Below are 24,243 nucleotides of genomic sequence, written 5' to 3' on the forward strand. Positions count from 1 at the left end.
GGGGCTGCTCGCCCTGGATCAGCGCCACGATGGCGCTGCTGTCGATGATCATTGCGGTGCTCGGACTCCGGTGTTGGGGTCGTATCCGAGGATCTCCTCGCGTTCGCGCTTGGTGATGGGGGTGCGGTCGGTGATCAGCGGCCAGATTTCGGTGCGCAGGACGTCGAGGAGCTGTGCCTGACGGTCACCGGCGCGCGATTCCAGCAGCGCCAGCTGGGCGTGGAGGGCGTGGCGGATGGCGTCGGTCTTGTTCGTTTTCAGGCGGGTTGCCAGTTCGGTGGCGAGCCGGTCTACCTCAGGGTCTTTTCTACCCGAGATTTGGCGCCTAGACTTTCGCTACCACTCGTAGCGATTCAGGCGTACGGTGAGCGGGTGACCGCCGCAGAAAGAGACGTCCCGTTGACTGCCATCGGTGCAGACGGCACGCACCTGCACACCTGTCCGCTCTGTGAAGCCATGTGCGGCTTGCGGATTCAGGTCGATGGCGGCAAGATCGCCGGCATCCGGGCCAACCGCGATGATGCGTGGAGCCGTGGACATCTCTGTCCCAAGGGGGCGTCGCTCGGGGCGCTGCACGACGATCCGGACCGCATCCGGCGCCCGTTGATAAAGGTGGACGGGCAGTGGCGCGAAGTGAGTTGGGACGCGGCGTTCGGCCGCTGCACCGAGCTGCTGACACCGGTGATCGCAAAGTACGGCATCGGTGCGGTCACCGCGTACACCGGTAACCCGCTCGCGCACGCATTCTCGTTGGCCCGCTACACCGGTGTGCTGCTCGGAATGTCGGGAATGCCGGTCACGTATTCGCCGGGGACGGTGGACCAGTGGCCGAAGAACCTGTCGTCGCATCTGATGTACGGCGGATGGTGGACGTTCCCGGTGCCGGACATCGAGCGCACCGACATGCTTGTCGTGATGGGCGCCAATCCCGCGGCGTCACAGGGCTCACTGCTCGCCGCGCCCGACGTGATGGGACTCATCAACGACATTCGCAAGCGCGGCAAGGTGATTGTGGTCGACCCCGTGCGCACGCAGACGGCGGCCCGCGCCGACGAGTGGTGGCCGATCACCCCGGGCACCGATGCGGCGCTGTTACTCGCGATCGCGCACACGCTGTTCGAGGAGGACCTGGTATCGCTGGGAACCGCCGGGTCCCACATCGACGGCGTCGAGACGATGCGGCGGGTGGCAGCGGACTGGCCGCCGGAACGGGTGGCGACCCTGACCGGCATCGACGCCGAGCGGGTGAAGCGACTGGCGGGTGAGCTCGCGAGCACCGAACGCGCGGTGGTGTACGGCCGAATCGGGTTGTGCAATCAGGAGTTCGGCAGCCTGGCCAGCTGGCTGGTCGACGTGATCAATATCCTGACCGGCCACTTCGACACGCCGGGCGGTGCGATGTTTCCGCGCTCGGCCGCCTGGTCGGTGACCACGCAGCCGCTGCCGGGGCTGGAAGGCGGCCGTCCGGAGTTCGGCCGCTGGCACACCCGCGTCCGCGGGGCGAAGGAGGTGCTCGGTCAGGTCCCGGTTTCATGCCTGGCCGAGGAGATCGCGACGCCCGGTGCCGGACAGATCAAGGCGTTGATCACGGTGGCCGGCAATCCGGTGTTGTCCAGCCCGGCGGGCGATCGACTCGACCAGGCGCTGCCGGGGTTGGAAGCGATGATCTCCGTCGACCTTTGGTTGAACGAGACCACCCGGCACGCCGACGTGATCCTGCCCGGGCTCTCGCCGCTCGAGCAGCCGCACCACGATGACCTGATCCTAAACTTCGCGATCAACAGCTTCGCCAACTACTCCGCACCGGTGTTCTACCCCGACGACCGCGACCGGCCGGAGGAGTGGGAGATTTTGATTCGGCTGACAGGGCTGTGCACCGGCACGCCCGCCGAGGACGTCGACGTCGCGGCCATAGATGACGGGTACTTCGACTACTTGGCATTCACGCAGGGCCTCGACGGCGCGGCGATCCGCGAGCGCTACGACCACGGCGGCCCGGAGCGCATTCTCGACTTGACCTTGCGCACCGGGCCTTTCGGCGACCGTTACGGCGAAAACCCCGGCGGCCTGACACTCGACAAGCTCAAGGCCAACCCGAACGGCATCAACTTCGGCCACATGGTGCCGCAGTTGCCCGGCATCCTCGGCACACCCGAGGCGAAGGTCAGGCTTGCGCCGCAGTACCTGCTCGACGACCTGCCGCGGCTGGCGCGCCGCGTGAAGCGGCCGGCCGAGGAGCTGGTGCTGGTCAGCCGGCGGCACCTGCGGTCGAACAACTCGTGGCTGCACAACGTGCCCGCGCTGATGAAGGGCAGGGATCGGTGCACGCTGCTGATGCATCCCGGCGATGCCCGCCGGCGTGGGGTGGCGACCGGCGACATCGTCGCGGTCAAGTCGTCGGCGGGCGAGATCGAGGTCCCGGTCGACGTCACCGACGCCGTCAAACCCGGCGTGGTGTCGATGCCGCACGGCTGGGGACATGGCAAATCCGGCACCCGGATGTCGGTGGCCAACGGGTCACCCGGTGCCAACACCAACGTGTTGTCCCCGCCGACCTTCATCGACGAGCCGTCGGGCAACGGCGCCCTCAATGGGATTCCGGTGACGGTCGCCCGTGTCTGATGCCTCGTGGGCAAAGCATAGGATGCGCGCATGCCGTTAGCGGTCAACCAGGTGTTCGCCGGTTACACGATCCTGCGGCCACTCGGCGCGGGAGCGATGGGTGAGGTGTACCTGGCCCAGCATCCCCGACTGCCGCGCAACGATGCCCTGAAGGTGCTGGCGGCCACGGTCAGTGCCGACGACGAATACCGCAAGCGGTTCAATCTGGAAGCCGACATCGCCGCCACCCTGTGGCATCCGAACATCGTCAGCATCCACGACCGCGGCGAGTTCGACGGCCAACTGTGGATCGCCATGGATTACGTGGAGGGCGTCGACGCGGCCGACGTGCTACTTCACCGACATCGCTACGGGATGCCACCCGACGAGGTGGTCCGGATCATCACCGCGGTCGCCGACGCGCTCGACTATGCACACAAGCGCAACCTGTTGCACCGCGACGTCAAGCCGTCGAACATCCTGCTTGCCGACACGGATTCCGACAACCCGCGAATTCTCTTGGCGGACTTCGGGATCGCCCGGTGGATCGATCGTTCCACCGGGCTGACCGGGTCGAACATGACGGTCGGCACCGTTGCCTACGCCGCACCCGAACAGCTCAAGGGTGAGGCGATCGACGGGCGTGCCGACCAGTACGCGCTGGCGGCGACCGCCTTCCACCTGTTGACCGGATCGCAACCGTTCCAGCACTCCAACCCCGCCGTCGTCATCAGCCAGCACCTCACCTCCGATCCGCCGGCAATCGGCTCCCGCCGTCCCGAGTTGTCGGAGTTGGGACCGGTCTTTTCCAAGGCGCTGGCCAAATCGCCGGAAGGCCGCTACGAGCGGTGCATCGACTTCGCCAGGGCACTGGAGCGCCGGATCGGCACGGCAGCCGCCGAGGCCGGTGCGAATGATGTGACGGAGCCGGCGCTGGTCGCGTCGGGTCCGAGACACGCGAAGAACGGAAGGAACGGATCGTCGTCACGGCGCGGGTCCGTCGTGCCGGTGTTGATCGCGCTGTTGGTGATGGTGGCCGGCACGCTCGCCTACGTCCTGTTTCATGACGAACATGCCTATCGGTCGGCGGCGAAAAATCCGACTCTGCCGGTCGTCTACGTCGGCGCCGACTGCACGACCGTCGGCGCCGCCGGCATCAGCGACACCGGCCAACCGGCGTACTGTGCGCACCTGCCGGCGACCAACCACAAGATCTGGTCGGTGTATCCCGGCGAAGTCGCGCGCCCGACCGGCACTGCGGCGCCGACCGAAACGACATACGCGGCCCCCACCGAACTTCCGGTGCTGGTCTGCATGGAACAGACCCACCAGACCAGACTGCAATGTCACGAGGACGTGACCCGCGGCAACAACGGGGGTCCGCCGTTGCCCACCGGCTAGGGCTTGATCCGGATCGGACCGGGCCGCCACCACCCGCCGCGGGTGGCGGTGCCCAGGTCGAACTGGGCGGTACGGGCGTCGACGATGGTGTCGAACTTGCGCAGCGAGCCCCAGTCGCGGCCCCAGTCGTGGAACAGATACGTGGCCATCACGTGGGCCCGCAGCAGCAGGTCGGAAATGCCGAGCAGGCCGCCGTTCTGTCCGTCCTCCCAGGTGTCGGTGTCCTGCTTCTTGGCGGTGTAATCCGGGGTGATCCGGAACTTCGGGATCTCGGTGACGCCGTTGGCGTGCAGCATCGGGTGCTGGCACGGGAACGCCATCCCGACCGCCCAGTCCATCAGCACCGGCTGTGTCGACCCGACGTATTCCTGCAGCGAGCGAAGTTCCGGCACCCGCGGCGGGGTGACGGCGATCCAGTCGCCCGGCGTCAGCGAGCGGTCGGCGGCCACCACCCGCACCGCGACCGCGTCGCGCGGCATGCCGGAGCGGGCGAACCGCAGATTGCGCCACGACGGGGAAGGACCGATGTCGTCGGGCACCAGCCGCCCGGCCGGGACCGGCGCGCCGCCGGGGCCGGGACGCGCGTATTCCAGCTCGACGGTCTGGCCGACAGTGTGCCCGTCCAGGACGCTGTTGCCGGTGATCGATCCGGCGGCGGTGATCACCACCAGCGGATGCCCCGCATCCGGCGGCGGCAGTTGATACCACGCCGACGTCAGCGTGCTCACCTGCTGAGGTCCCTGGACATAGGTGCCCGCCAGCGGCACCCGGGCCGGATCGAGGTCGTAGGGCAGTGGCACCGTCGAGCCGTTGATGCCGGGCGACTTCAGCTTCGTCGGCGCATCCCAGTCGTAATCGGTGCCCGGCTGCGGCAACGTCATCCGAACGGCTTCGGCGACAATGTGTTCGGGCACACCGTTCGGCGTGAACCCGACCGGGCCGGTGCCACCCAACGGCCCGAGCGGCCCGTAGTCGCCGGGTAGCGGCGACAGGAAGCCGGCGTTCGTGTCCGGTTCGACGAGCACATCGTCGGCCAGCCCGCACCCCCCGACGAAGGTCCGCAGATTCGCCGCGGTATTCGAGTAGGTCGGATATTGCCGCACCACGCCGGCCAGCATCGAGCCGACGAACACCACCACCATGAACCCGGCCGCGATCGGGATCGGCGCGGCGGTCAGCGCACGGGCCACTCGGCCCTCGCCATGTTCGCGCGACACGAAGTGCAGCCAGATCGCATACAGCGCGGTGGCCGCGAACAGTGCGAAAAGGATTGTGCTGATCGTGATTCCGTCGATGCGTGGCATGGCGCTGTTGAACGGAACACCGTAGCTGGACACATACCACCAGCCATTGGTGGTCGCGAAGCACAGCGCCAACGTGAAGAACACGGCCGCCAGGAACGCCATCCGGTTACGCGACCAGCGCAGCACATTCGGCGACACCAGCACGGTGGCCAGCGCCGCCATCGCCGCACCCACCGCGGCGAACAACCCGAAGTGGTGCACCCACTTCGTCGGCGTGAACATCAGGAAGAACATCGTGCCGAGGATGACGCCCATCAGCCGCCACGCCGGCCCCCGCGCCACGCCAGGAATTCGCTTGCGGCGCAACAAGATAAATATCGACGTGAACAGCGACAGCGCGGTGATCAGGAAGCCGAACCGCCGCGACAGCGACCCGTCGACGGTCGGCAGGATCAGGTAATAGTAGCGCAGGTTCTCGGTGTACCACGCCTGGGCCGGCCCGATCGCGGTGCGAATCCTGGTGGCTTCCAACACCGTTGCCAGGGTTTGGTCGGCGAAGACCACGGTCAGCACCACTGTGCCGGCGGCCAGCAGTGGCGCGACCAACGGCCAGGTGCCGATGATCCGGTGCCGTCGTACCAGGATCCGCAGGATCGGCCGGCCACCGGCCACCAGTGCGGCGACCGCGATCAGCCCCGTCGGCTGGATACCAAGCGTGAACGCCGCGGCGAGGATCGCCAGCGCCGCCGGGGTCATGCGGCCCGATATGATCGCCCGCTCGATCAGCACGTAGGTGACCAGCGCACCGAGCGCGATCTGGCCCTCCGGCCGCAGCCCGTTGTTGAACGGCATCCACGCCGCCAGCAACACCAACCCCGCCGCCCACACCGCGGCCCGGCTGGACGACACCGCCGGACCGAGCCGCGGCAGCACCTCGCGGCTCAACAGCAGCCAGCACACCAGCGCGGCGAACAGGTCGGGCAGCCGAATCCAGATGCTCTGGTCGCTCACGCCCGTCATCAGCGCGAGCAGGTTGTAATACCAGCCGAACGGGTCCTCGGGACTGCCGAACCACCGGAAGTAGTTCGACATGTAGCCGGCGTGCCCGGCGACGCGCGCCATCTGCACCATGTAGCCGTCGTCCGACGAGTTCGCGCCGATGATGTGCCAGGTCAAAAAGCCGACGACGACGACGACGTCGGTCCAGGTGAATGTCCGCCACCGGGCCGGGATGAGCCGGCGCATGCGCCGGCCGTCGAGCTGATCCAGGCGCCACAATGCGACCAGCGAGACGATGGTGGCGGCGATCGCCAACAGCATCGCGGTGAGCTTCAAAACCGTTGGCCTCGTGGAGAACCGGGTGTCGATCTGCGCCGACAGGCTCAACCCTGGCGGCGCGGGGCCGGTCAGGTCGGTGAAAACCCCGACGATCTGCGGGCGCAGATTCGGGTCGGCGAAGCCGCTGCGCAGCGGCTTGCCCGCCGAATCGGTGAGCCCGACGAACGTGGCGAAGGTGCCGGCCTCCGATGACGTGATCTCGATGCGCTGGCACTGCGGTGAAACCACCCGGTCCCGGGGCACGCTGGCCACCACCACATTTCGGTCGGTGATGTCGACTCGGCTGGGCGTCACGTTCACAAACAGCGCCATCAGCGCCGCCTGCTTGCCGTCCTTCGGCGCGGTGCCGAGCACCATCCCGCCGTTCGGGGGCATCGACCGCACCATGTCGCACGGCACGGTCACCGACATCGTTACCGGCGTTTGAGAGATCAGCGGCGCGGTGACATTCGACAGCTGACCGTTCTGCGGCCAGTTGAGCGTCGCGGTGGTCTGCACCACCGGCAGCAGCGGGGTGGCCACCGACAACACGAACCCGATCAGCCCGGCGATGGTGGCCGCCCAGCGGGTCAGCTTCACGTTGCGGCGGACCTGACCGGCGTCGCGCTCGGTCAGCGGAGTCGTCTCGGTGGCGGTCATCGCGGTGCTCGAATCATGGCAAGGCCCGAATCGGGCCGCTGCGGGTCCAGCCGCGCACCGTGACGGAACCTTGGTCGATGACGGCGTCCGGCGCCAGCTGCGCGGGTACCAGACGGTCCAGGCGCTCGATGCCGCCCCAGTCGCGGTACCAGTCGTTTCTCAGGTAGGAGGGGATCGTCCAGGCTCGCAGCAGCGCCTGGGTGAACAGGAACGGTCCGCCTTTTGCGACGGCCTGCCACATGTTCGACGACACCACGAACTGGTCGTGTTCGGGCAGGAACCGGTACTCCGGCAGCTCGGCGACCCCGAGGTGCTCCGAAAACGGTCGCTGGCACGGGAAATTGGCGGCGGTCGCGATGTCCATCAGCACCGGGGTCTTCGACCCGATGAACTGCTGGACTGTCTGCAGCACCGGGACCCGCGGCGGCGTGAACCCGAACCATTGATCGCTGGACAGGTTCGGGTCGTCGGCGACGATGCGCGCGACGTTGGCCTCCGGCGGCGCCCACGCCAGCGGGAATCGCAGGTTGCGCCAGGCCCGCTGCGGAGCGAGGCCGGTGTCGATCGGCTGCACCAAATCCAGCGGCTGGTAGCTGCCATCGGGCCGGTGCACGCCCCATTGCAGCCGCAGCGACTGCCCGTACCTGAACGACCTGTCCTCCTTGTATGACCAGATCGCGCCGGCGGCGGCAAGCACGACCAGTGGCCGGTCGGGGGTCCGTGGCGGCAACTGATACCACGCCGATTCGGCATGCGCGGCCACCGTGTTCTCGTTGTAGCTGCCCATCACAGGGGTGCGGGCCGGGTCGAGGCCGAACGGCAGGAAGACGCGCGAGCCGTTAACCCCCTCGGGACCGTATCCGCCGGCGGTGCCGGCCGTGAAGCCGATACCGGTGATCGGCTTGTTCGGCGACCCGTCGGAGTTCACCGTGCCGGGCTTGGCGATGGTCGGCTCGGGAGGATCGAGGGTGTCGCTGATGCCGTTGGGTGTGAAACCGACCGGGTTCGTGCCGCCGAGTGGTCCTGCGGGCCCGTACGCCTGCCCGGGCACCGGCGCCAACATGCCGGTGTTCGTGTCGGGCTCGACGAGCACGTCGTCGGCCATCGCGCAGCTGGTCTTCGCCAAGCCCGATGTCAGCGCGTCAACGTTGGCCTTCGCGGTGGTGTAGACGGGATAGCGTTGCGCCGCGCCCTTGGCCATCGAGGCGACCTCGAGCACCACCATGATCAACGCCACCACCAGCAGCGGCGTGGACGCCAGCGCCCGGTTGCGGCGGGTGTCGGCGACCTCGGTGTGGCCCGCGTAGTCCATTCGGAAGTGCAACCAGCCGGCCAGCAGGCCGGTCGCGATCGCCAGCGCCAGGAACATCGACGTCACCGGTTGGCTGGCGATAACCGGCTGCTTGTCGAACCACGGCACCCCGTAGTTGCCGACGTAGAACCAGCCGTTGATGCCCGACGTCGCCCAGGCCAGCACGAACAGCAGCGCGGTGACGTACAGGGCCAGGTTGCGGCGGCTGTGCAGCCCGACGCTTGCGAACGCAAACGCGGTAACGGCACCCAGCGCCCCGGCCAGCCCGGCGAACGCGCCGAACTGCACGGCCCACTTCGTCGGCGTGAACGTCAGCAGCAGCAGGCCGACCGTGGTGGTTCCGATCAGCCGCCACACCGGACCATTGGCAAGGCCGGGCACTCGGCCACGCCGCAGCAACACGACCAGCATGCCGAACAGGCACAGCAGCAGCACCAGCACCGCGAATCGCCGCGTCATCGACCCATCCGTGTTGTCCTCGACGGTCAGGAAGTAGTAGCGCAGGAACTCCTGATACCACGCGATCGTCGGGCCGACGGTGTATTTGATGCGGCCGGACTCGGCGGCCGCGGCCAGCGTCTCGCTCCGGAACACGACCACCAAAATCAGCGTCAGCGACGCCAGCAGCGCCATCACGGGTGCCAGCACGCCGTCCGCTGTGCGCCGCCGCGCGATGATCCGGGCGATGGCGCGTGCACCGGTCAACAGCGCGGCAACCGCGACCAGACCCTGCGGCGCCAGCGTCGCGGTGAGGGTTGCTACCACGACGGCCACCGCCGCCGGGGCCAATCTCCTTGTCGCGATCGCGCTTTCCACCAGCACCCAGGTCGCCAGCGTGCCGAAAGCGATGATCGGCTCGGGGCGCAGCCCGTTGTTGAACGGCAACCACGCGGCCAGGAACACCGCCCCCGCGGTCCACACCGCTACCCGGTTGGCTTCGATACCCCGGCCCAGCCGGGGCAGCACGCATCTGCTGAGGATCAGCCAGCTGGCGATGCCGGCCAGCGTCGCCGGCAGCCGCATCCACACCCCTGCGGTGCTGACCGACGCGAGATGTGCGAGCACGGCGGCGTACCAGTCGAACGGGGCCTCGGTGGCGCCGAAGAAGCGGTAGTAATTCGGAAAGTAGCCGGCCTGGTGGGACACCCGGGCGATGGTCAGGTTGTACCCGTCGTCCGACGAAATCGCGCCGATGACATGCCAAACCAGCAGGGTGCCGATGACGCCGATGTCGGCTAGCCAGGTGGCCGGACCCACGCGCAGCCACCGCTTCCACGAGCTCGGCGGGCGCCGCCCGGAGTACCGGTCGAGCACCGCGAGCGCGACGATCGCGGCGAGCACGCACAGCGAGCCGAGCAGCATCACCGCCGACTTCAGCGGCGTCGGTGAGGTGATGAACCGGGTGTCGACGTCGACGCGGGCACTCAGGCCCGGCTGGGCGGGCACCCGCAGGTCGGTGAACAGGCCGGCGATTTGAGGCTTCTTTTCGATCGGCAGCGTGCCCGCGGCGCGGGGGATGCCGACGAAGTCGGCGCCGACCCCGCCGACGTTGGCCCACATGTGCAGCACGCTGCAAGCGCCGGAGGACACCGCGGGCCGCGGCGCGACCGCGGCGACCGAGTCACGGAACGCGACGACGACCACGTCGGTGTTGGCCCGGACGAAAAGGCCGTACTTGCTGGCGTCGGTGGCGCTGCTCGGCACCGTCGAAAACACCAGACCGCCCGATGCCGGCAGCGTCGCGACGGCCGGGCACGGGATCGACACGTCCAGCGCCTGCGGCGCGCCCGACACGAGCGGGGCGGTGACATCGGCCACGTTGCCGTCGGCGCCCGCGCCCTGGGGCCAGAGAATCGTCGCGGTAGTCTGCCGCACCGGCAGCAGCGGAACCAGGCAGCAGAGCAGCGCGCCGGCGATCCCGGCGACCACGGCGACCAGCCTGGCAACACGGTGCGCCCCGGCGCGTCGATCGTCAGTCGCTCGGCTGGGCACGAGCGTCGATGGTATGCGACGCACCTAGTGGCGCAACGGCGCCGGGCTCCACAGGCCGCTACGCGTTGCCGAACCGAGATCGAGGCGGGCGGGTTGCGCGTTGGGGTAGTACAGCCGCAGCAGCTGAAGCGATCCCCAGTCGCGGAACCAGTCGTCCTTCAAGTACGACGGCACGGTCGTCGCACGCAGCAACAACTCGGTGATACCGAGCGGACCGCCGCCGACGTGGTCCATCACCGGCGAGTTGGCCTCGTCACCGAACCGGTCGGGCAGGATCCGCCACTTGGGCACGTCGATCACGCCGTCGTTGTGGCCGAACGGCTTCTGGCACGGGAACGCCATCCCGACCAGCCAGTCCAGCAACACCGGATCTTGCGAGCCCACGACGTCTTGCAGGGTGCGCAGCTGCGGATTCCGTGGCGGGGTGAGCGCGACCCAGTGCTGGGGGGCGAGGTCGTCGTCGTTGGCGTAGAGCCGGATCTGGGTGGCGCTCGCCGGGATCGCGGACAGCGGGACCCGCAGGTTGCGCCATGCCGGCGGCGCCCCGACGTCGCCAAATCCCGTCGAGCCCATCACCTTGCCGTCGGCGCCGGCCCACTGCACCTGCACGTCGCGCCGGTCAAAGCGGCCCGCCGCGGACACGACGAGCAGCGGTCCGGCCTGATCGCGTGGCGGCAGCCGATACCAGGCCGACCGCAGCACGGCGGGCTGCTGGATGCCCGTTCGGTAGCTGCCGAGCACCGGCGTGCGCGCCGGGTCGAGGTCGAACGGCAGCTTGGCCCGCGAGCCATTGATGCCTTCGGCCGCGGTCAGGCCGCCCTCGGTGCCCGTTTGGCTCGTGCTTTCCGAGCTGTCGCTGCTGCGGACGAAGCCGCCAGGCCCGCCGATCACCGGGTCGGCGGACACGTCCGACGGGATGCCGCTCGCGGTGAATCCTTCCGAGGTGACCGCCCCGAGCGCCGAGCCGGCCGGTACGCCGACCGGTGTCAGCATGCCGGCGTTCGGGTCCCGTTCGACCAGCACGTCGTTGGCCAGGCCGCAGGTCTTGCCGGCCAACGCCTCGAGGTTGGAGCGGCCGACCGTCCAGGCGGGATACTGGCCGATGACCGCAGCGGTCAGCGAGAACACCTCGAACGCCACCAGCAGCCACGCCGCGACCGCCAGCGGGGACTGGACGACGCGGCCCAGCCGCGACCAACGGCCGTCGTCGCGGGGCCGGCCGGTATCGCGGCCGGAGAAGTGGAACCACGCCGCCACCAGCAGCGTTAAAAATGAAAATCCGAGCAGGAACGTGGTGTACCCGAAGTTCCATTGGGGGAACGAATTCGACCACGGCACACCGAAATTCGAGACGTACCACCAGCCGTTGACGCTGGCGAACGACAATGCCATCACGAACAACACCAGCGCCGCGAACACGGTGCGGTTGCGGCGCGACTTCATCACCGCGGCGGTCACCGCGACGGCGGCGAGGGCGCCGAGTGAAGCGGCCAGCCCGGCGAACACACCGAAGTGGTGCGTCCACTTGGTCGGCGTGAACATGATCGCGATGAACGAGATGATCGTGATGCCGATGATGCGACGGCTCGGCCCCGCCGCCGTGCCCGGAATCCTGCCCTTGCGCAACGCCATAGCCACCGACACCGCCAGCGCGACGATCAGCGTCAACACCGCGAAGCGGCGCGCCACCGAACCGTCCGGGCTGGCCATGAACAGCCGCTCGTAGCGGATGTGTTCGTCAAACCAGCTCAGGCTCGGCCCCACCGCCCGCTTCAGCGAGGTGGCCTGCAACTCGCCGACCAACGTCTGGTCGTGGAAGATCAGGATGATTGTGACCGTGCCCGCCGCCACGATCGGGGCCAGCAGCGCCAGGTAGCCAAACTGCGTGGAACGACGATGCAGGATGGTCCGCAGCGGTCCGATCGCGACCAGCAGCGCGCCGATCGACGCGATGCCGGTGGGCCCGGAGAACAGCGTCAGCGCCCCGATGATGCAGGCGACCGCGACCGGCAGCAGCCGGTTGGTGGCAACTCCACGTTCGACCGAGCACCAGGTCAGCAGGATGCCCAGCGCGATGATCGGTTCCGGCCGCAGCCCGTTGTTCAGCGGAAGCCAGAACGCCAGGAACATGCCCGCCGCGGTCCACGCGGCGGCCCGGTTCACCTTGACCGCGTGACCCAGCCGGGGGATTACCTCGCGGCTGATCACCCACCAGCAGGCCAGGGCCATGAACAGCGTCGGCAACCGCACCCAGACGCTTGCGGTGGACACGTGCGCCCACAGCGCAAGCAGGTCGTAGTACCAGCCGAACGGAGCCTCCGGGGTGCCGAACCAGCGGTAGTAGTTCGCCATATAGCCGGCGTGCTCGGACACCCGCGCCATCGTCAGGATGTAGCCGTCGTCGGAGGTGTTCGCGCCGACGAAGTGCCACCACACCAGCACCGCGGCGACCACTCCGTCCAGCGGGGTCACCGACCACCAGCGGGCGGGCAGGAACCTCTTGTGCCGTCGGCCGTCGGCGGTGTCCAGCACGTGCAGCGCGACCAGCGCGACGACCGTCAGCGCGACGCCGAGGACCATCGCGATCCACTTGAGCGGCGTCGGCGAGCTGCTGTAGCGGGTGTCGATGGTGGCCGAGAAGCTCAGCCCGGGCGGGGCCGGGCCGGACAGGTCGGTGAACACCCCGACGACCTGGGGCCGGAAGTCGTAGCCGCTGCGCTCGCCCCGCAACGGTTTGCCGGGGTCGTCGCTGTCGGGTGCCTTGACCAGGCCGACGAACTCGCCGGTGACCTTGTCGGCGTGCGCGGTGAAGGTCAGTCGCTGGCAGGCCGGGGTGAGCACCTGGTCGAGCGGGGCGCTGACCACCGGGGTGTTGCGGTCGATGACGAGAAGGTCGTTGTTGACCCGCTGAATCAGCAGCCCGCGGTCGACGGCCTTCGGTGCCTGCTTGGGCACCGTGGACAACAGCACGGTTTTGTCGGGGTTGGCCGGGCCGGCCAGGCCGGCGGCCGCCCGGCACGGCACCGAGATGTTCAGGTCGGTGGCGACGTAGGAGATCAGCGGCGCGGTGACGCTGTCGAGCACGCCGTTTTGCGGCCAGTTCAGTTTTGCGGTGGTCTGGTTCACCGGCAGCAACGGTGTGGCCACCGCCAGCAGCGCGCCGAGCAGGCCGGCAACCGCGGCGACGATCCGAGCGGTTCGGTAATTGCCCGCCGCGTCGGTCACGGCAGTAGATCGTAGTTGCGCAGCCTGGGGGGCCGTTTCCGTAGCCATCAGCGGACATTGTCCCGGTGGCGGACGGCCAGCACGAACGGCCCGATGCCGGTCACCGTGAATCGCGGATCAGCGAACAACGCGGCGTCCAGCGCAACCTGATAGCGGCGCACGTTCGGCTGGTTCGGATACACGTCGGACGCCAGCCGCAGGGTGTAGGTGTCGTTCGCGCCGCGGCGCATCAAGAACACCGTCGGGGGTCGCCACGGCAGCCCGTCCAGCGCGTCAAGGAAGTGCTGGGCGTCGGGCAGCCGCGACCAGCTCTCGATCGCCGCGGCGCGCTTGTCGAACTGCGCCAGCGGGTTCGCGTAGTGCGACGTCAAACCCTGGAACCCCCAATAAGGGTAGTAGGACAGGAAGCTGTAGTCGGCGGTCAGCACGACGGTGTCGTCGGGTGGCTTGCCGGTCAGCTGCCGGATCTTCTCGTCGATCTGTTGGTAGTACTTCTCCGCCGTCGGGGGGCGGCGGTCGGCGCGCTGGCCGTGGCCGTCGGTGTCGGTGTATGCGATGACGATGTCGGGGCGCAGCACGTCGGGGATGTCCTGGCTGAACATCATCGCACCGATCACACCGAGCGCAGCGGCCGCGACCACGATCCGGCGGCCGGTGTCCGGTTGATAGCGACCGGCCAGCGCCAGCGCGGCCTCGACGAACCCGAATACGCCCGCGGCGGTCAGCAGCACCGTCAGCGTCGGCTGCAGGCGAAACGACAGCAGCGTCGTGCCTTCCAGCGTGGTCAGCATCGACAGCACCGACCACGCGTAGACCGCCAGCACCCCGATCGCCAGCGCGGCGGCGCGGGCCGATGTCCTGGCGCGCACCACGAGCCACACCGTGCCGACCATGCACAGCGCGCCGAGCAGCGTGAAGTGCAGCATCGGGAACGACAGCGCGGCGCCGTCGGCGGGCAGATAGTGTTGGGCCGTACCCGAATTCGCGGGGTGGCCGCGGACGGCGGCGAGCAGATACGGCAGCCAGGTGATCAGCGCGATCAGCCCGGCGATCGCCGCGATCACCGCGAACCGCAGCAGCGGATCCCACCAGCGGTGCCTGCGTAGCGCCGCGGCGGCCACCACCGTCATCACGGCCAGCGTGAACGCGCTGTAGACGAAGAGCAGCGTGTAGAACGTCGCCGCGAAACCGAGGAACACCCCGGCGCCGACCACCGCCGCCCAGCCCCCGGATCGGGCGGCCCCCCGCAGCCCCGACCAGGCCAGCACCAGCACCGGCGGCAGCAGCACGGTGATGATCGCCGCGTACGGCTCGGCGGAGGAGTAGGCCAGCGTCGCGGCGGCCGTTGCGGTCGACACGATCAGCGCGTATTCGAAGCGAATCATGCGGGTCCACAACACGAATGCGACGACGATCGCGATCGTGATCGACGTGATGGCCCACGGCTTGAACATTTCCCACCCGGGGGTGCCGGTCAGTGCCGCGACCCGGCCGCCGATCCAGAACCAGCCCGGCGGGTAGAACGGCGGCAGACCCCAATAGGTCATGTCGCGCAGTGCCGCGCTGTCGGTGAGCCGGGTCAGGTATTCGGTGCGGAACTGCTGGTCGACCGAGATGCCGAACAGGTAGAGCTTCGTCGCGCCCAGCGGCATGCCCAGCGTCGCGACCGAAAACGCCGACAGGAAGATCAGTGCGGCGCCGCGGGCCACCAGTCGCCGCCCGCGGCGCCACAACCAGCTGGCGACCAAAAGCCCTGCCAGTGAACAGAATTGGCCTACGGTGGTCAGCGCGTGCAGTTGGTTGGAGGTGTTGTAGGCGGGCCATTCGACGCGGGAGACAGCGACCAGCGACACCACCGAGACGATCACCGCCACCGCGGCAGCGATGGCCATGTGGCCCAAGGTGGCCAAAGCGGTTCGCATCGCTAAATGGTTCGCATCGCTATATGGGGAGTCTTCGAAAGATCGGCCTCGGGATGTGTCGCAGCACCATCATCACGTAGCGGAAGGTCGGCGGTGCCCAGACCAGTTCCTTACCCTTGGCCGCGGCGGTGACGGCGAGCTCGGCGACGTCCTCCTTGTTGACGGTCAGCGGCGCTTCCTTGATGTGCGCGCTCATCCGGGTGCGCACCTGACCGGGCCGGATCACCAGCACCCGAACTCCATACTCGCGCAACGCCTCACCGAGGCCGAGGTAGAAGCCGTCGAGGCCGGCCTTGGTGGAGCCGTAGACGAAGTTGGAACGTCGCACGCGTTCGCCGGCCACGGTGCTCATCGCGATGATCTGGCCGAAGCCCTGCGCGCGCATCTTTTCGCCGACCAGCACTCCCACCGAAACGGCTGCGGTGTAGTTGATCTCGGCGATCTGCACGGCCTTGGCCTGGTTCTGCCACAGCTCTTCGGCGTCGCCGAGAAGGCCGAACGCGACAATTGCGACGTCGACGTCACCGCCTGCGAACGCCTCGTCGATGACCTTGGGATGGTCGCCGGTGTCGAGGGCGTCGAAGTCGATCATCTCGACCGCGCGGGCGCCGGCGGCCTTCATCTGCTTGACGGCGTCATCGCGGCCGGGGTCGTCGGGCAAGCAGGCCAGCACGATGCGGGCCGGCGCGGTGCGCAAATAGCGCTCGCAGATCGCCAACCCGATTTCGGATGTGCCGCCCAGCAGCAGAATGGTCTGCGGACTGCCTACCGCGTCAAGCATCTAGAGCAGCTCCAGGCGTCGGGCCATGTCGGAGGCGAACACCCCGTTGGGATCCACCTTGCGCCGCACCGCGATCCATTCGTCGATGCGGGGATACATGGCGTGGAAGGTTTCGGCGGTCGTGCTGGAGTCCTTGGCGCTGTACAGCCGGCCACCGAACTCCAGCACGCGGCGGTCCAGCTCCCTGACGAGTTCGGCGAGACCGGCCTTGATCGGGAAGTCGACGCAGACGTTCCAGCCGGGGATCGGGAAGCTCAGCGGGGCTTGGTTTCCGGGGCCGAAGAGCTTGAACACATTCAGGAACGAGTAGTGACCCGACGACTGGATGTCGCGCAGGATGCTCTTGAATTCCTCCACCGCCGACGTCGGAACGACGAATTGGTATTGCAGGAAACCGGATTGCCCGTAGCCGCGGTTCCACTCACCGAACATGTCGAGTGGGTGGTAGAACTGGGTCAAATTCTGTATCTTGCCGCGATACGTTCCGGATTTGCGGTACCACAGCTCGCCGATCGGGACGAACGTGTACTTGTTGGCCAGCCCGTCCGGGAACACGTCGGGCAAGGTAAGTAGTTGCGGCGCGTCGAATTTCAGCGGGTGGCGGCGGAGCCTCTTGGGCAGCTGGTCCAGCGTGGCCAGTGACCCGCGGGAGATCGCCGCGCGGCCGAGCTTCGGTGGTGCACTGATCGCGTCGAACCACGCGCTGGAATAGGTGTATTTGGCCTCGCTGCCGTCGCTGTGGAAGGCGATGGTCTCGTCGAGGCCGGCGGTGACGTCGCCGTCGGCGATGAAATACGCCGTTTCCGTTGGGGTCATCTCGATGGTGGCGCGCAGGATGATACCGGTCAGACCGTTGCCTGCGACGGTGGCCCAGAACAGGTCGGAGTCCGGGTCATTCGGTGTCAGGTGGCGGATCTCGCCGTCGGCGGTGAGCAGTTGGATCGAGCGAAGGTGGTCTGCGAAGCTGCCCGAGCTGTGGTGGTTTTTGCCGTGGATGTCGCAGGCGATCGCGCCGCCCACGGTGACCTGGCGGGTGCCGGGCAACACCGGCACCCAAAGCCCCAACGGCAGAGCGGCTCTCATCAGTTGGTCCAGGTTCACGCCGGCGTCGACGTCGACCAGCCGGGTGTCGGCGTCGATCGAGTGGATTCGGTTCAGCGGCGTCATGTCGATCACCAGGCCGCCGCCGTTCTGCGCGTTGTCGCCGTAGGAGCGGCCGAGGCCGCGGGCGATCACGCCTCTGCTTCTGGTGCTTGTGGCGTTGTTGGTGCTTTTGGCCTGGCCGCCGTCGTCGGCCAGATGCGACACCGCCTTGACGATCGTCTCGACGTCGGGGGTCGACAACACCTGTGCGACGGACGGGGCGGTGCGGCCCCAGCCGGTCAGGCGCCGAGTGGTGGTCGAAAACATCGGTGCTCAGCGTAGCGGGGCCTTTGCCGCCGCCGAACGTGACACCAGCGCCACTTCCGGTCGCTGGTGTGACTCTGGCGTCACGTTCGCCGCGCGGCGGGCGCTCCGTCCAACCGGAAGATCACCGAGCGCTGCACGACGAAGTTGATCACGGTCGCGGTGCCCTGTGCGATCACGAAGGCGACCGGCACCCGCCACGGCTGGTGTTCGAACTGCATATAGAAGAGGTAGTTGATGCCGACCTGCACCGCGTAGGTCAGCCCGTAGAGCAGCATGACCGCGATGAAGCGTGTCCTGCTCGGCGGCGCCTGGAACGTCCAGCGGCGGTTGATCAGGTACGCGGTGATGGTGCCCGCGACAAAGCTCAGCGACTTGGCGACGTTGACGTACAGGCCGAGCGACAGGAACGTGACATACAGGCCGAAGTCGACGATCGCCGACAGCCCGCCGGTGACCAGGAACCGCCACGCCTGTGTTCTGAGACTCAAGCGCGGCGTCGGCGGTGCTAACTCGGCCACTCGGGCAGCTTAGCGATCCAGCCCGCAGGCCCTCAGCACGCCGCACAGCGCGTCCACGGCCGGGGCGAACGCGTGCTCGGCCGGTGTGCCGTAGTTCACGACGACGCCGTCACGGCTGGGAACCTCCGGGCCGGCCAGCGGGTGACGCATTCGCGACAGCCCGGCCAGCGCTACCCCGGACTCGCCGGCGCGCCGCAACACCTGGTGCTCGGCGCCGTCCGGCAGCCTCAGCAGCAGGTGCAGCCCCGCCGACAGGCCGCCGATCTCGATATCGAAGCCGGCCAGCGCGTCGACCACCATGTCACGGCGGCGACGGTAGCGCGAGCGCATCCGGCGGATGTGCCGGTCGTACTGCCCGCGGCTGATGAAGTCGGCCATCGTCATCGCGACGATGCCGTTGACGTAGAACTGCTGGCCGCCGCCGGCGGCGACTACCGGCTCCACGAGGTCGGACGGCAATGCCAGCCATCCCAGCCGCAGCGCCGGCGACAGGCTCTTGCTGGCCGAACCGAGGTAGACAACCCGGTCGGGATCCAGGCTCTGCAGGGCGCCGACCGGTTGGCGGTCGTAGCGGAACTCGCCGTCATAGTCGTCCTCCAGCACGTAGCCGCCGGTGCGGTTGGCCCAGTCCAGAACCGCGGTGCGGCGCGCTGGATGCAGCGGGCGGCCGTGCGGGAAATGGTGTGCCGGGGTGAGCAGCGCGGCCGGTGTCTGCACCGTTTCGAGATCGGCCACGACCGCGCCGCCGTCGTCGACACCGATCGGCACGGTCTGCACGCCCATCGCGGCGATCGCGTCGCGGAACAGGTACAGGCCGTAGGCCTCCACCGCGATCGGGCCCGCGGCACCGAACACCCGGGCCAGCAACTCGACCGCGTGCCGGGTGCCCGCGCAGATCACGATGGACTCCGGCGAGGTGTGCACACCACGGGCCCGGCCCAGGTATTCGGCGAGCGCCTCGCGAAGCTCCGGGCGGCCGCGCGGATCGCCCAGACGCAGGGCCTCGGTGGGTGCCGCGTTCAGCGCGCGGCGGGTGGACGTCAGCCATTCGGCGCGGGGAAACGCCGACACGTCCGGCGAGCCGGGCAGCAGATTGTGCCTTGGGATGCCCGGCGTGCCGCGCGGACGCGCGGACAGCTGATTGCCGCCGGTGTTGAGCACCCAGGTGCCCGAGCCTTGCCGCGAGGCCAGCCAGCCCTCGGCGACCAGCTCGGCGTAGGCCCCGGCGACGGTGTTGCGGGCCACGCCCAGGTCGGCCGCCAGGCCGCGGGACGGCGGCAGCATCGTGCCCTCGGGCAGCCGGCCGGAACGGACGGCGTCGCGCAGCGAGGTCAACAGCAGGTCGCGCAGGCCGCGCGCACCCGGTCGGATGACCTGGCGCAGATCCAGGTGAAGGTCGCGGTTGGCCGAATTGGCCCATGAAGACATGGGTAAATTGAACCATCTCAATGGGCCGTTCCGCAGTAGCGTCGGTGGTATGACACAAACGGTCGATACGACGGTGGAACGCATCAAGATGTACAAGGTGTCGCCGGAGCTGTATGAGGCGATGCAGGCACTGTCCAATGCGGCCGCCCGGGATCTGGACCCCGACCTGGCCGAATTGATCAAGATCCGTGCCTCGCAGATCAACCACTGCGCGTTCTGCGTCGACATGCATTCCCATGACGCCCGCAAGCGCGGAATCAACGAGCAGAAGCTGATGTTGCTTGCCGCATGGGCAGAGGCAGGCGACGTGTTCACCGAGCCGGAGCAGGCGGCGCTCGCGCTGACCGAGGCGATTACCCAGCTGACCGGTCCCGGTCACGTGTCCGACGAGGTGTATTCGCGGGCAGCGGCGGCTTTTTCGGAGCGGGAGCTCGGTCAGGTCATTGCGATGGCGGTGAGCATCAACGCCTGGAACCGGATCGGCGTCACCACCCGGCTGCGGCCGCCCAAGCGCGGGTAACGATGCACACGCTGACCGGTGCCGAGATCACCATCGACGACGAGGTGGTGGTCAAGGTGCACCGGGTCGGGACGGACCCGCGTGACCTGGCCACTCGGCTGAGCATCGCGGCGCGGCTCTGCGCCGACGGCCGGAGTCCGCTGCTGGGGCCGTTGAGCACCATGCCCGAGCGGGTCGGCTCGCGTTGGCGCAGCCGCTGGCCCCGGGTCGATACCGGCGAGCCGGGCACCGCGATGTGGGCCGAGGCCGGCCGACTGCTGGCGCAACTACACCGGGAGCCATTGACCGACGAGGAGCGCTCGGTCCAGCAGGGCGGCCCGCAGCGGCTACGACGCGCGCTGTACACGCTGAATCACGGCGGACCGGTCGCCGCAATCAACCAGGCGGCGGCCACCATTCCGCTGTGGGTCTGGATGCCCGGCGCGGCGTGGCGGCCACGCACACTCGTGCATGGCGACTGGCACGTCGGTCAGCTGGGCCGACGACCCCGCGGGCCGTGGCAGCTGATCGACGTCGACGACCTCGGCGTTGGCGACCCCGCATGGGATCTAGGCCGCCCGGCCGGATTCTGGGCGGCCGGGTTGCTTTCGGAGGCCGACTGGCATGCGTTCCTCGGCGCATACCGGGCGGCGGGCGGCGTCGCGGTGCCTGCCGCACCGGCGGACCCGTGGCCGGTGCTTGAGCCGTTCGCCCGCGCCGGGGTTGTCGAGGCGGCGGCCGCCGCTGTCACGCATCGGCGCGACGAGGAGCAGGCCCTGCTTATCGACGCCTGCGCGAGGATGGCTGCTTAGGGGGCTCACACCCAGTAGGCGACTCGCGCGCGGTATTGGCGCAGCGCCAGCGCCGCGAGGATCCAGCCGATCACGGTCAGCACCAGCACGACCAGCCAGTGCCGCAGTTGCTGTTCGGCGCCGAGCAGCGGTGCGCGGACGATGTCGAGGTAGTGCAGCAGCGGGTTCAGCTCGACGATCTTGCTCCACCGCGCCGCGCCCTGTGCGGCCAACGTCTTCTCGTTCCAGATGATCGGCGTCATGAAGAACAGCAGCTGCACGACGGAAAAAAGCAGCGGACCGATGTCGCGGTAGCGGGTGCCGACGATTCCGAAAACCAGTGATACCCAGATGCAATTCAGCACGATCAGGCCCATCGCCGGGATCACGGCGAGGTCGGCCCAGCTCCATGGCTTCGGATAGATGATCGCGATGATCGCGTAGATCGCGATGTTGTGGCCGAACAGGATCATCTGCCGCCACACCATCCGGTAGACGTGCACCGACAGCGGAGCGGGTAGCTGTTTGATCAGTCCCTCATTGGCGACGAACACCTCGGCCCCTTCGAGGATCGACGCGTTGATCAGGTTCCAGATGATCAGCCCCAGCGTCACGTATGGCAGGTGCTCGGACAGCTGGAGGTGAAACAGCTTCGAGTACAGCCCACCCATCGCGACCGCCGTGGTGCCGGTGGCGATCGTTATCCAGATCGGGCCGAGCACCGAGCGCCGGTAGCGCTGTTTGATGTCCTGCCAACCCAGATGCAGCCACAGCTCGTGCTTGGCGAATCCGGCCCGCAGGTCCCACCACGCCTTGCCCAGCGTCCGCGACTTGACGCCGGCCTCGGTGATCGTCATGGCTTGTCCTGGAACCTCTCCCGGCGGCCCAACCGCCGCAGCCGGATCCACTCCCGCAGGCCCGCCGGGTCGCGCCGCGACACCAGGAAGAACCACGCGAACCGCAGCCACTCCTGGGGCAGCAGCCGGCGCAGCCCCGGCTGCGACAACAGGTAGCCGCGGTTGCGGTACGTGTAGAACCGTTTGACCGGGTTGTCCGGGTACTGAGTGTGCATGCGGCCGCCGAGAATCGGCTTGAATTCGTCGGCGCCGTGCGGATGCAGGTACACGGCGTCCAGGCACGTCCCGAACGGCAAGCCCGAGCGCACCAGCCGGCGGTGAATCTCGGTCTCGTCGCCGCGCACGAACAGCCGCAGGTCGGGCACACCAACGGCTTGTAGGGTGGTCGCCCGAAACAGCGCGCCGTTGAACAGCGACGCGATGCCGGGCAGCAGGTCCTGTCCGGAATCGGTGTGCAATTCGCTTGTGTACCTTCGCCATACGATGCCGCGCCGCAACGGAAACGCCAGCCGCTGCGGGTCGTCCATGTCGCAGACCATCGGCGACACCGCGGCCAGTCGGTGTTTGTCGGCGCACGCCAGCAGAGTGGCGAGCACGGTCGGGTCTTGTGGACGGCCGTCGTCGTCTGCGCACCACACCCAGTCGGCGCCCCGCGCCAACGCGTGGAGCATGCCCAGCGCGTATCCGCCTGCGCCGCCGAGGTTTCGGCGTGATCCCAGATACGTCGTCGGCACCGGCTGGCCGGCCACCAGGTCACGCACCCGCTCATCGTTGTCGTTGTCGACGACGAGCACGTGGTCGGGCGTGCGGGTCTGTGCCGTGAGGACGTCCAGAGACTTGGATAATTCGTCGGGACGCCGGTGGGTCACCAGCACCGCGTGCACCGTCTCAGTCATGGGCGGTTTCGGCCAGTATCTCGGCGACGTGGTGCGCGGCTTCCTCGCCTTCGTAGGCGCGGACCACGTCCTCGATGCCGCCGCACATGCGGATCTCGCCGTGGTCGATCCAGATCGCGGTCTTGCACAGCCGGGCAAGGAATTCGTTGGAATGGCTGGCGAACACCAGGATGCCCGAGCGCTCCACCAGCTTCTGCAGCCGGACCTGCGCCTTCCTCAGAAAGTCGGCGTCGACGGCCCCGATGCCCTCGTCGAGCAGCAGGATCTCGGGGTCGATGCTGGTGACGACGCCCATCGCCAGCCGCACCCGCATGCCGGTCGAGTAGGTGCGCAGCGGCATCGAAAGGTATTCGCCGAGCTCGGTGAACTCGGCGATCTCATCGACCTTGGACTGCATCGTCTTTCGAGTCTCGCCGAGAAACAAACCGCGGATGATGATGTTCTCGTAGCCGGAGATCTCCGGGTCCATCCCGACGCCGAGGTCGAAGACCGGCGCCACCCTGCCCCGCACGGTCGCCGAACCACGGGTCGGTTCGTAGATTCCGGAAAGCAGCCGCAGCAGCGTCGACTTGCCCGCGCCATTGTGTCCCACCAATCCGACCCGGTCGCCCATCGACAGCGACAGCGTGATGTCGCGCAGCGCCTCGATGACCAACACGTTGGACGTGTTGCGACCGATCGTGCCGCCGGCCCTGCCGAGGAAGGTCTTCTTCAGCGACCGCGACTTGGCGTCGAAGATCGGAAACTCCACCCACGCGTTGTGCGTCTCGATGCTCACCGGAGCCACCACTGCCGACGGTGCAGCGGGCGCTGAACCGTTGGCGGTCGGATCTGAAACGGACACGGTGCTGTCGTTTGCTACAGGTATTGCCCCGTGCCGGGGGGACCGGGCACACCGGGGTGTCCGGGTGCCGACATCCCGGGCGGCAACGCGCCCTGACGCATTTGTTCCAGTTGCGCGCGGGCCGCCATCTGCTGAGCGAACAACGCGGTCTGTATGCCGTGGAACAGTCCTTCCAGCCAGCCGACCAATTGGGCCTGGGCGATTCTCAGCTCGGCGTCCGAGGGCACCGCATCCTCGGTGAACGGCAGTGTGAGCCGCTCCAGTTCCTCGCGCAGCTCCGGCGCGAGGCCGTCCTCAAGCTCACGGATGCTGGTGGCATGAATCTCGCGCAGCCGGTTGCGGCTGGCATCGTCCAGCGGCGCGGCGCGCACCTCTTCGAGCAGCTGCTTGATCATCGTGCCGATCCGCATTACCTTGGCCGGCTGCTCGACCAGGTCGGTCAGGCTCGGCTGGCGTTCGCCATCAGTCGACTCCTGCTGGCCGGCTCCCCGGCCGTTGATGATTTCGATGTTGTCGTCATCCATGCCCGTGCTCATCCACTCACC

At 68.2% G+C, this 24,243-nt stretch carries 17 protein-coding genes; 4 read left to right on the plus strand and 13 right to left on the minus strand.

Annotation, left to right across the window (positions count from 1 at the left end; all coding sequences use genetic code 11):
- Window positions 1-48 precede the first annotated feature (48 nt).
- Window positions 49-318 (minus strand): type II toxin-antitoxin system VapB family antitoxin, encoded by a 270-nt coding sequence (locus VE759_RS19550; protein WP_324935555.1) that lies wholly within the window; start codon window positions 316-318, stop codon window positions 49-51.
- An 81-nt stretch (window positions 319-399) separates the two neighbouring features.
- Here VE759_RS19550 and VE759_RS19555 point away from each other — a divergent pair, with 81 nt between their 5' ends.
- Together VE759_RS19555 and VE759_RS19560 are read left to right on the plus strand one after the other, a co-directional pair.
- Window positions 400-2,622: a molybdopterin-dependent oxidoreductase gene (locus VE759_RS19555; protein ID WP_414687958.1), complete on the plus strand. Its 2,223-nt coding sequence runs from the start codon at window positions 400-402 to the stop codon at window positions 2,620-2,622.
- 30 nt (window positions 2,623-2,652) lie between these two features.
- A complete protein-coding gene (locus VE759_RS19560; RefSeq protein ID WP_324935502.1) occupies window positions 2,653-4,002 on the plus strand; it encodes a serine/threonine-protein kinase in 1,350 nt (449 codons plus the stop codon).
- Here the strand turns inward: VE759_RS19560 and VE759_RS19565 are convergent.
- The 8 genes from VE759_RS19565 to VE759_RS19600 form a co-directional block, all read right to left on the minus strand.
- Window positions 3,999-7,223 (minus strand): arabinosyltransferase domain-containing protein, encoded by a 3,225-nt coding sequence (locus tag VE759_RS19565; RefSeq protein WP_324935504.1) that lies wholly within the window; start codon window positions 7,221-7,223, stop codon window positions 3,999-4,001. The genes VE759_RS19560 and VE759_RS19565 overlap by 4 nt on opposite strands.
- Window positions 7,224-7,236: 13 nt before the next feature.
- Window positions 7,237-10,527 carry an arabinosyltransferase domain-containing protein gene (locus tag VE759_RS19570; RefSeq protein ID WP_324935506.1) on the minus strand — a complete coding sequence of 1,097 codons (3,291 nt, stop codon included), beginning with the start codon at window positions 10,525-10,527 and terminating at the stop codon, window positions 7,237-7,239.
- Window positions 10,528-10,551: 24 nt separating this feature from the next.
- Entirely contained in the window at window positions 10,552-13,800 is a 3,249-nt protein-coding gene (locus VE759_RS19575; RefSeq protein ID WP_324935508.1) for an arabinosyltransferase domain-containing protein, read from the minus strand.
- On the minus strand, window positions 13,800-15,674 hold the full coding sequence (locus VE759_RS19580; RefSeq protein WP_324935510.1) for a galactan 5-O-arabinofuranosyltransferase: 1,875 nt from the start codon (window positions 15,672-15,674) through the stop codon (window positions 13,800-13,802). The genes VE759_RS19575 and VE759_RS19580 overlap by 1 nt, the downstream gene beginning before the upstream one ends.
- Window positions 15,675-15,693: 19 nt before the next feature.
- Entirely contained in the window at window positions 15,694-16,455 is a 762-nt protein-coding gene (locus tag VE759_RS19585) for a decaprenylphospho-beta-D-erythro-pentofuranosid-2-ulose 2-reductase (protein ID WP_324935512.1), read from the minus strand.
- Window positions 16,456-17,865 carry an FAD-binding oxidoreductase gene (locus VE759_RS19590; RefSeq protein ID WP_324935514.1) on the minus strand — a complete coding sequence of 470 codons (1,410 nt, stop codon included), beginning with the start codon at window positions 17,863-17,865 and terminating at the stop codon, window positions 16,456-16,458.
- Window positions 17,866-17,945: 80 nt separating this feature from the next.
- Window positions 17,946-18,383 carry a GtrA family protein gene (locus VE759_RS19595; RefSeq protein ID WP_324935516.1) on the minus strand — a complete coding sequence of 146 codons (438 nt, stop codon included), beginning with the start codon at window positions 18,381-18,383 and terminating at the stop codon, window positions 17,946-17,948.
- Window positions 18,384-18,392: 9 nt separating this feature from the next.
- Window positions 18,393-19,811 (minus strand): PLP-dependent aminotransferase family protein, encoded by a 1,419-nt coding sequence (locus VE759_RS19600; protein WP_324935518.1) that lies wholly within the window; start codon window positions 19,809-19,811, stop codon window positions 18,393-18,395.
- 49 nt (window positions 19,812-19,860) lie between these two features.
- Here VE759_RS19600 and VE759_RS19605 point away from each other — a divergent pair, with 49 nt between their 5' ends.
- On the plus strand, window positions 19,861-20,331 hold the full coding sequence (locus tag VE759_RS19605) for a carboxymuconolactone decarboxylase family protein (RefSeq protein WP_324935520.1): 471 nt from the start codon (window positions 19,861-19,863) through the stop codon (window positions 20,329-20,331).
- Between the two features lie 2 nt (window positions 20,332-20,333).
- Window positions 20,334-21,122, plus strand: coding sequence for a phosphotransferase (locus tag VE759_RS19610; protein ID WP_324935522.1), 789 nt, complete (start codon window positions 20,334-20,336; stop codon window positions 21,120-21,122).
- Window positions 21,123-21,127: 5 nt separating this feature from the next.
- Here the strand turns inward: VE759_RS19610 and VE759_RS19615 are convergent, their stop codons facing one another.
- The 4 genes from VE759_RS19615 to VE759_RS19630 form a co-directional block, all read right to left on the minus strand.
- Window positions 21,128-21,958: an ABC transporter permease gene (locus tag VE759_RS19615; RefSeq protein ID WP_324935524.1), complete on the minus strand. Its 831-nt coding sequence runs from the start codon at window positions 21,956-21,958 to the stop codon at window positions 21,128-21,130.
- Window positions 21,955-22,854, minus strand: coding sequence for a glycosyltransferase family 2 protein (locus tag VE759_RS19620; RefSeq protein ID WP_324935527.1), 900 nt, complete (start codon window positions 22,852-22,854; stop codon window positions 21,955-21,957). Before VE759_RS19620 ends, VE759_RS19615 begins: the two co-directional genes overlap by 4 nt.
- Complete coding sequence (locus VE759_RS19625) at window positions 22,847-23,641, minus strand: ABC transporter ATP-binding protein (RefSeq protein WP_324935559.1); 795 nt, start codon at window positions 23,639-23,641, stop codon at window positions 22,847-22,849. The genes VE759_RS19620 and VE759_RS19625 overlap by 8 nt, the downstream gene beginning before the upstream one ends.
- Window positions 23,642-23,712: 71 nt before the next feature.
- Window positions 23,713-24,234 carry a bacterial proteasome activator family protein gene (locus VE759_RS19630; protein ID WP_324935529.1) on the minus strand — a complete coding sequence of 174 codons (522 nt, stop codon included), beginning with the start codon at window positions 24,232-24,234 and terminating at the stop codon, window positions 23,713-23,715.
- Window positions 24,235-24,243: the final 9 nt, after the last annotated feature.

This window comes from Mycobacterium sp. (assembly GCF_035640695.1).
GTDB lineage: Bacteria > Actinomycetota > Actinomycetes > Mycobacteriales > Mycobacteriaceae > Mycobacterium.

Excerpts from the sequence above, each read along its gene's own strand:
- VE759_RS19565 (WP_324935504.1), bottom strand. The coding sequence starts at position 7,223 with ATGACCGCCACCGAGACGACTCCGCTGACCGAGCGCGACGCCGGTCAG.
- VE759_RS19615 (WP_324935524.1), bottom strand. The coding sequence starts at position 21,958 with ATGACGATCACCGAGGCCGGCGTCAAGTCGCGGACGCTGGGCAAGGCG.
- VE759_RS19590 (WP_324935514.1), bottom strand. The coding sequence starts at position 17,865 with ATGTTTTCGACCACCACTCGGCGCCTGACCGGCTGGGGCCGCACCGCC.
- VE759_RS19585 (WP_324935512.1), bottom strand. The coding sequence starts at position 16,455 with ATGCTTGACGCGGTAGGCAGTCCGCAGACCATTCTGCTGCTGGGCGGC.
- VE759_RS19620 (WP_324935527.1), bottom strand. The coding sequence starts at position 22,854 with ATGACTGAGACGGTGCACGCGGTGCTGGTGACCCACCGGCGTCCCGAC.
- VE759_RS19580 (WP_324935510.1), bottom strand. The coding sequence starts at position 15,674 with ATGCGAACCGCTTTGGCCACCTTGGGCCACATGGCCATCGCTGCCGCG.
- VE759_RS19600 (WP_324935518.1), bottom strand. The coding sequence starts at position 19,811 with ATGTCTTCATGGGCCAATTCGGCCAACCGCGACCTTCACCTGGATCTG.
- VE759_RS19630 (WP_324935529.1), bottom strand. The coding sequence starts at position 24,234 with ATGAGCACGGGCATGGATGACGACAACATCGAAATCATCAACGGCCGG.
- VE759_RS19610 (WP_324935522.1), top strand. The coding sequence starts at position 20,334 with ATGCACACGCTGACCGGTGCCGAGATCACCATCGACGACGAGGTGGTG.
- VE759_RS19575 (WP_324935508.1), bottom strand. The coding sequence starts at position 13,800 with ATGGCTACGGAAACGGCCCCCCAGGCTGCGCAACTACGATCTACTGCC.
- VE759_RS19560 (WP_324935502.1), top strand. The coding sequence starts at position 2,653 with ATGCCGTTAGCGGTCAACCAGGTGTTCGCCGGTTACACGATCCTGCGG.
- VE759_RS19605 (WP_324935520.1), top strand. The coding sequence starts at position 19,861 with ATGACACAAACGGTCGATACGACGGTGGAACGCATCAAGATGTACAAG.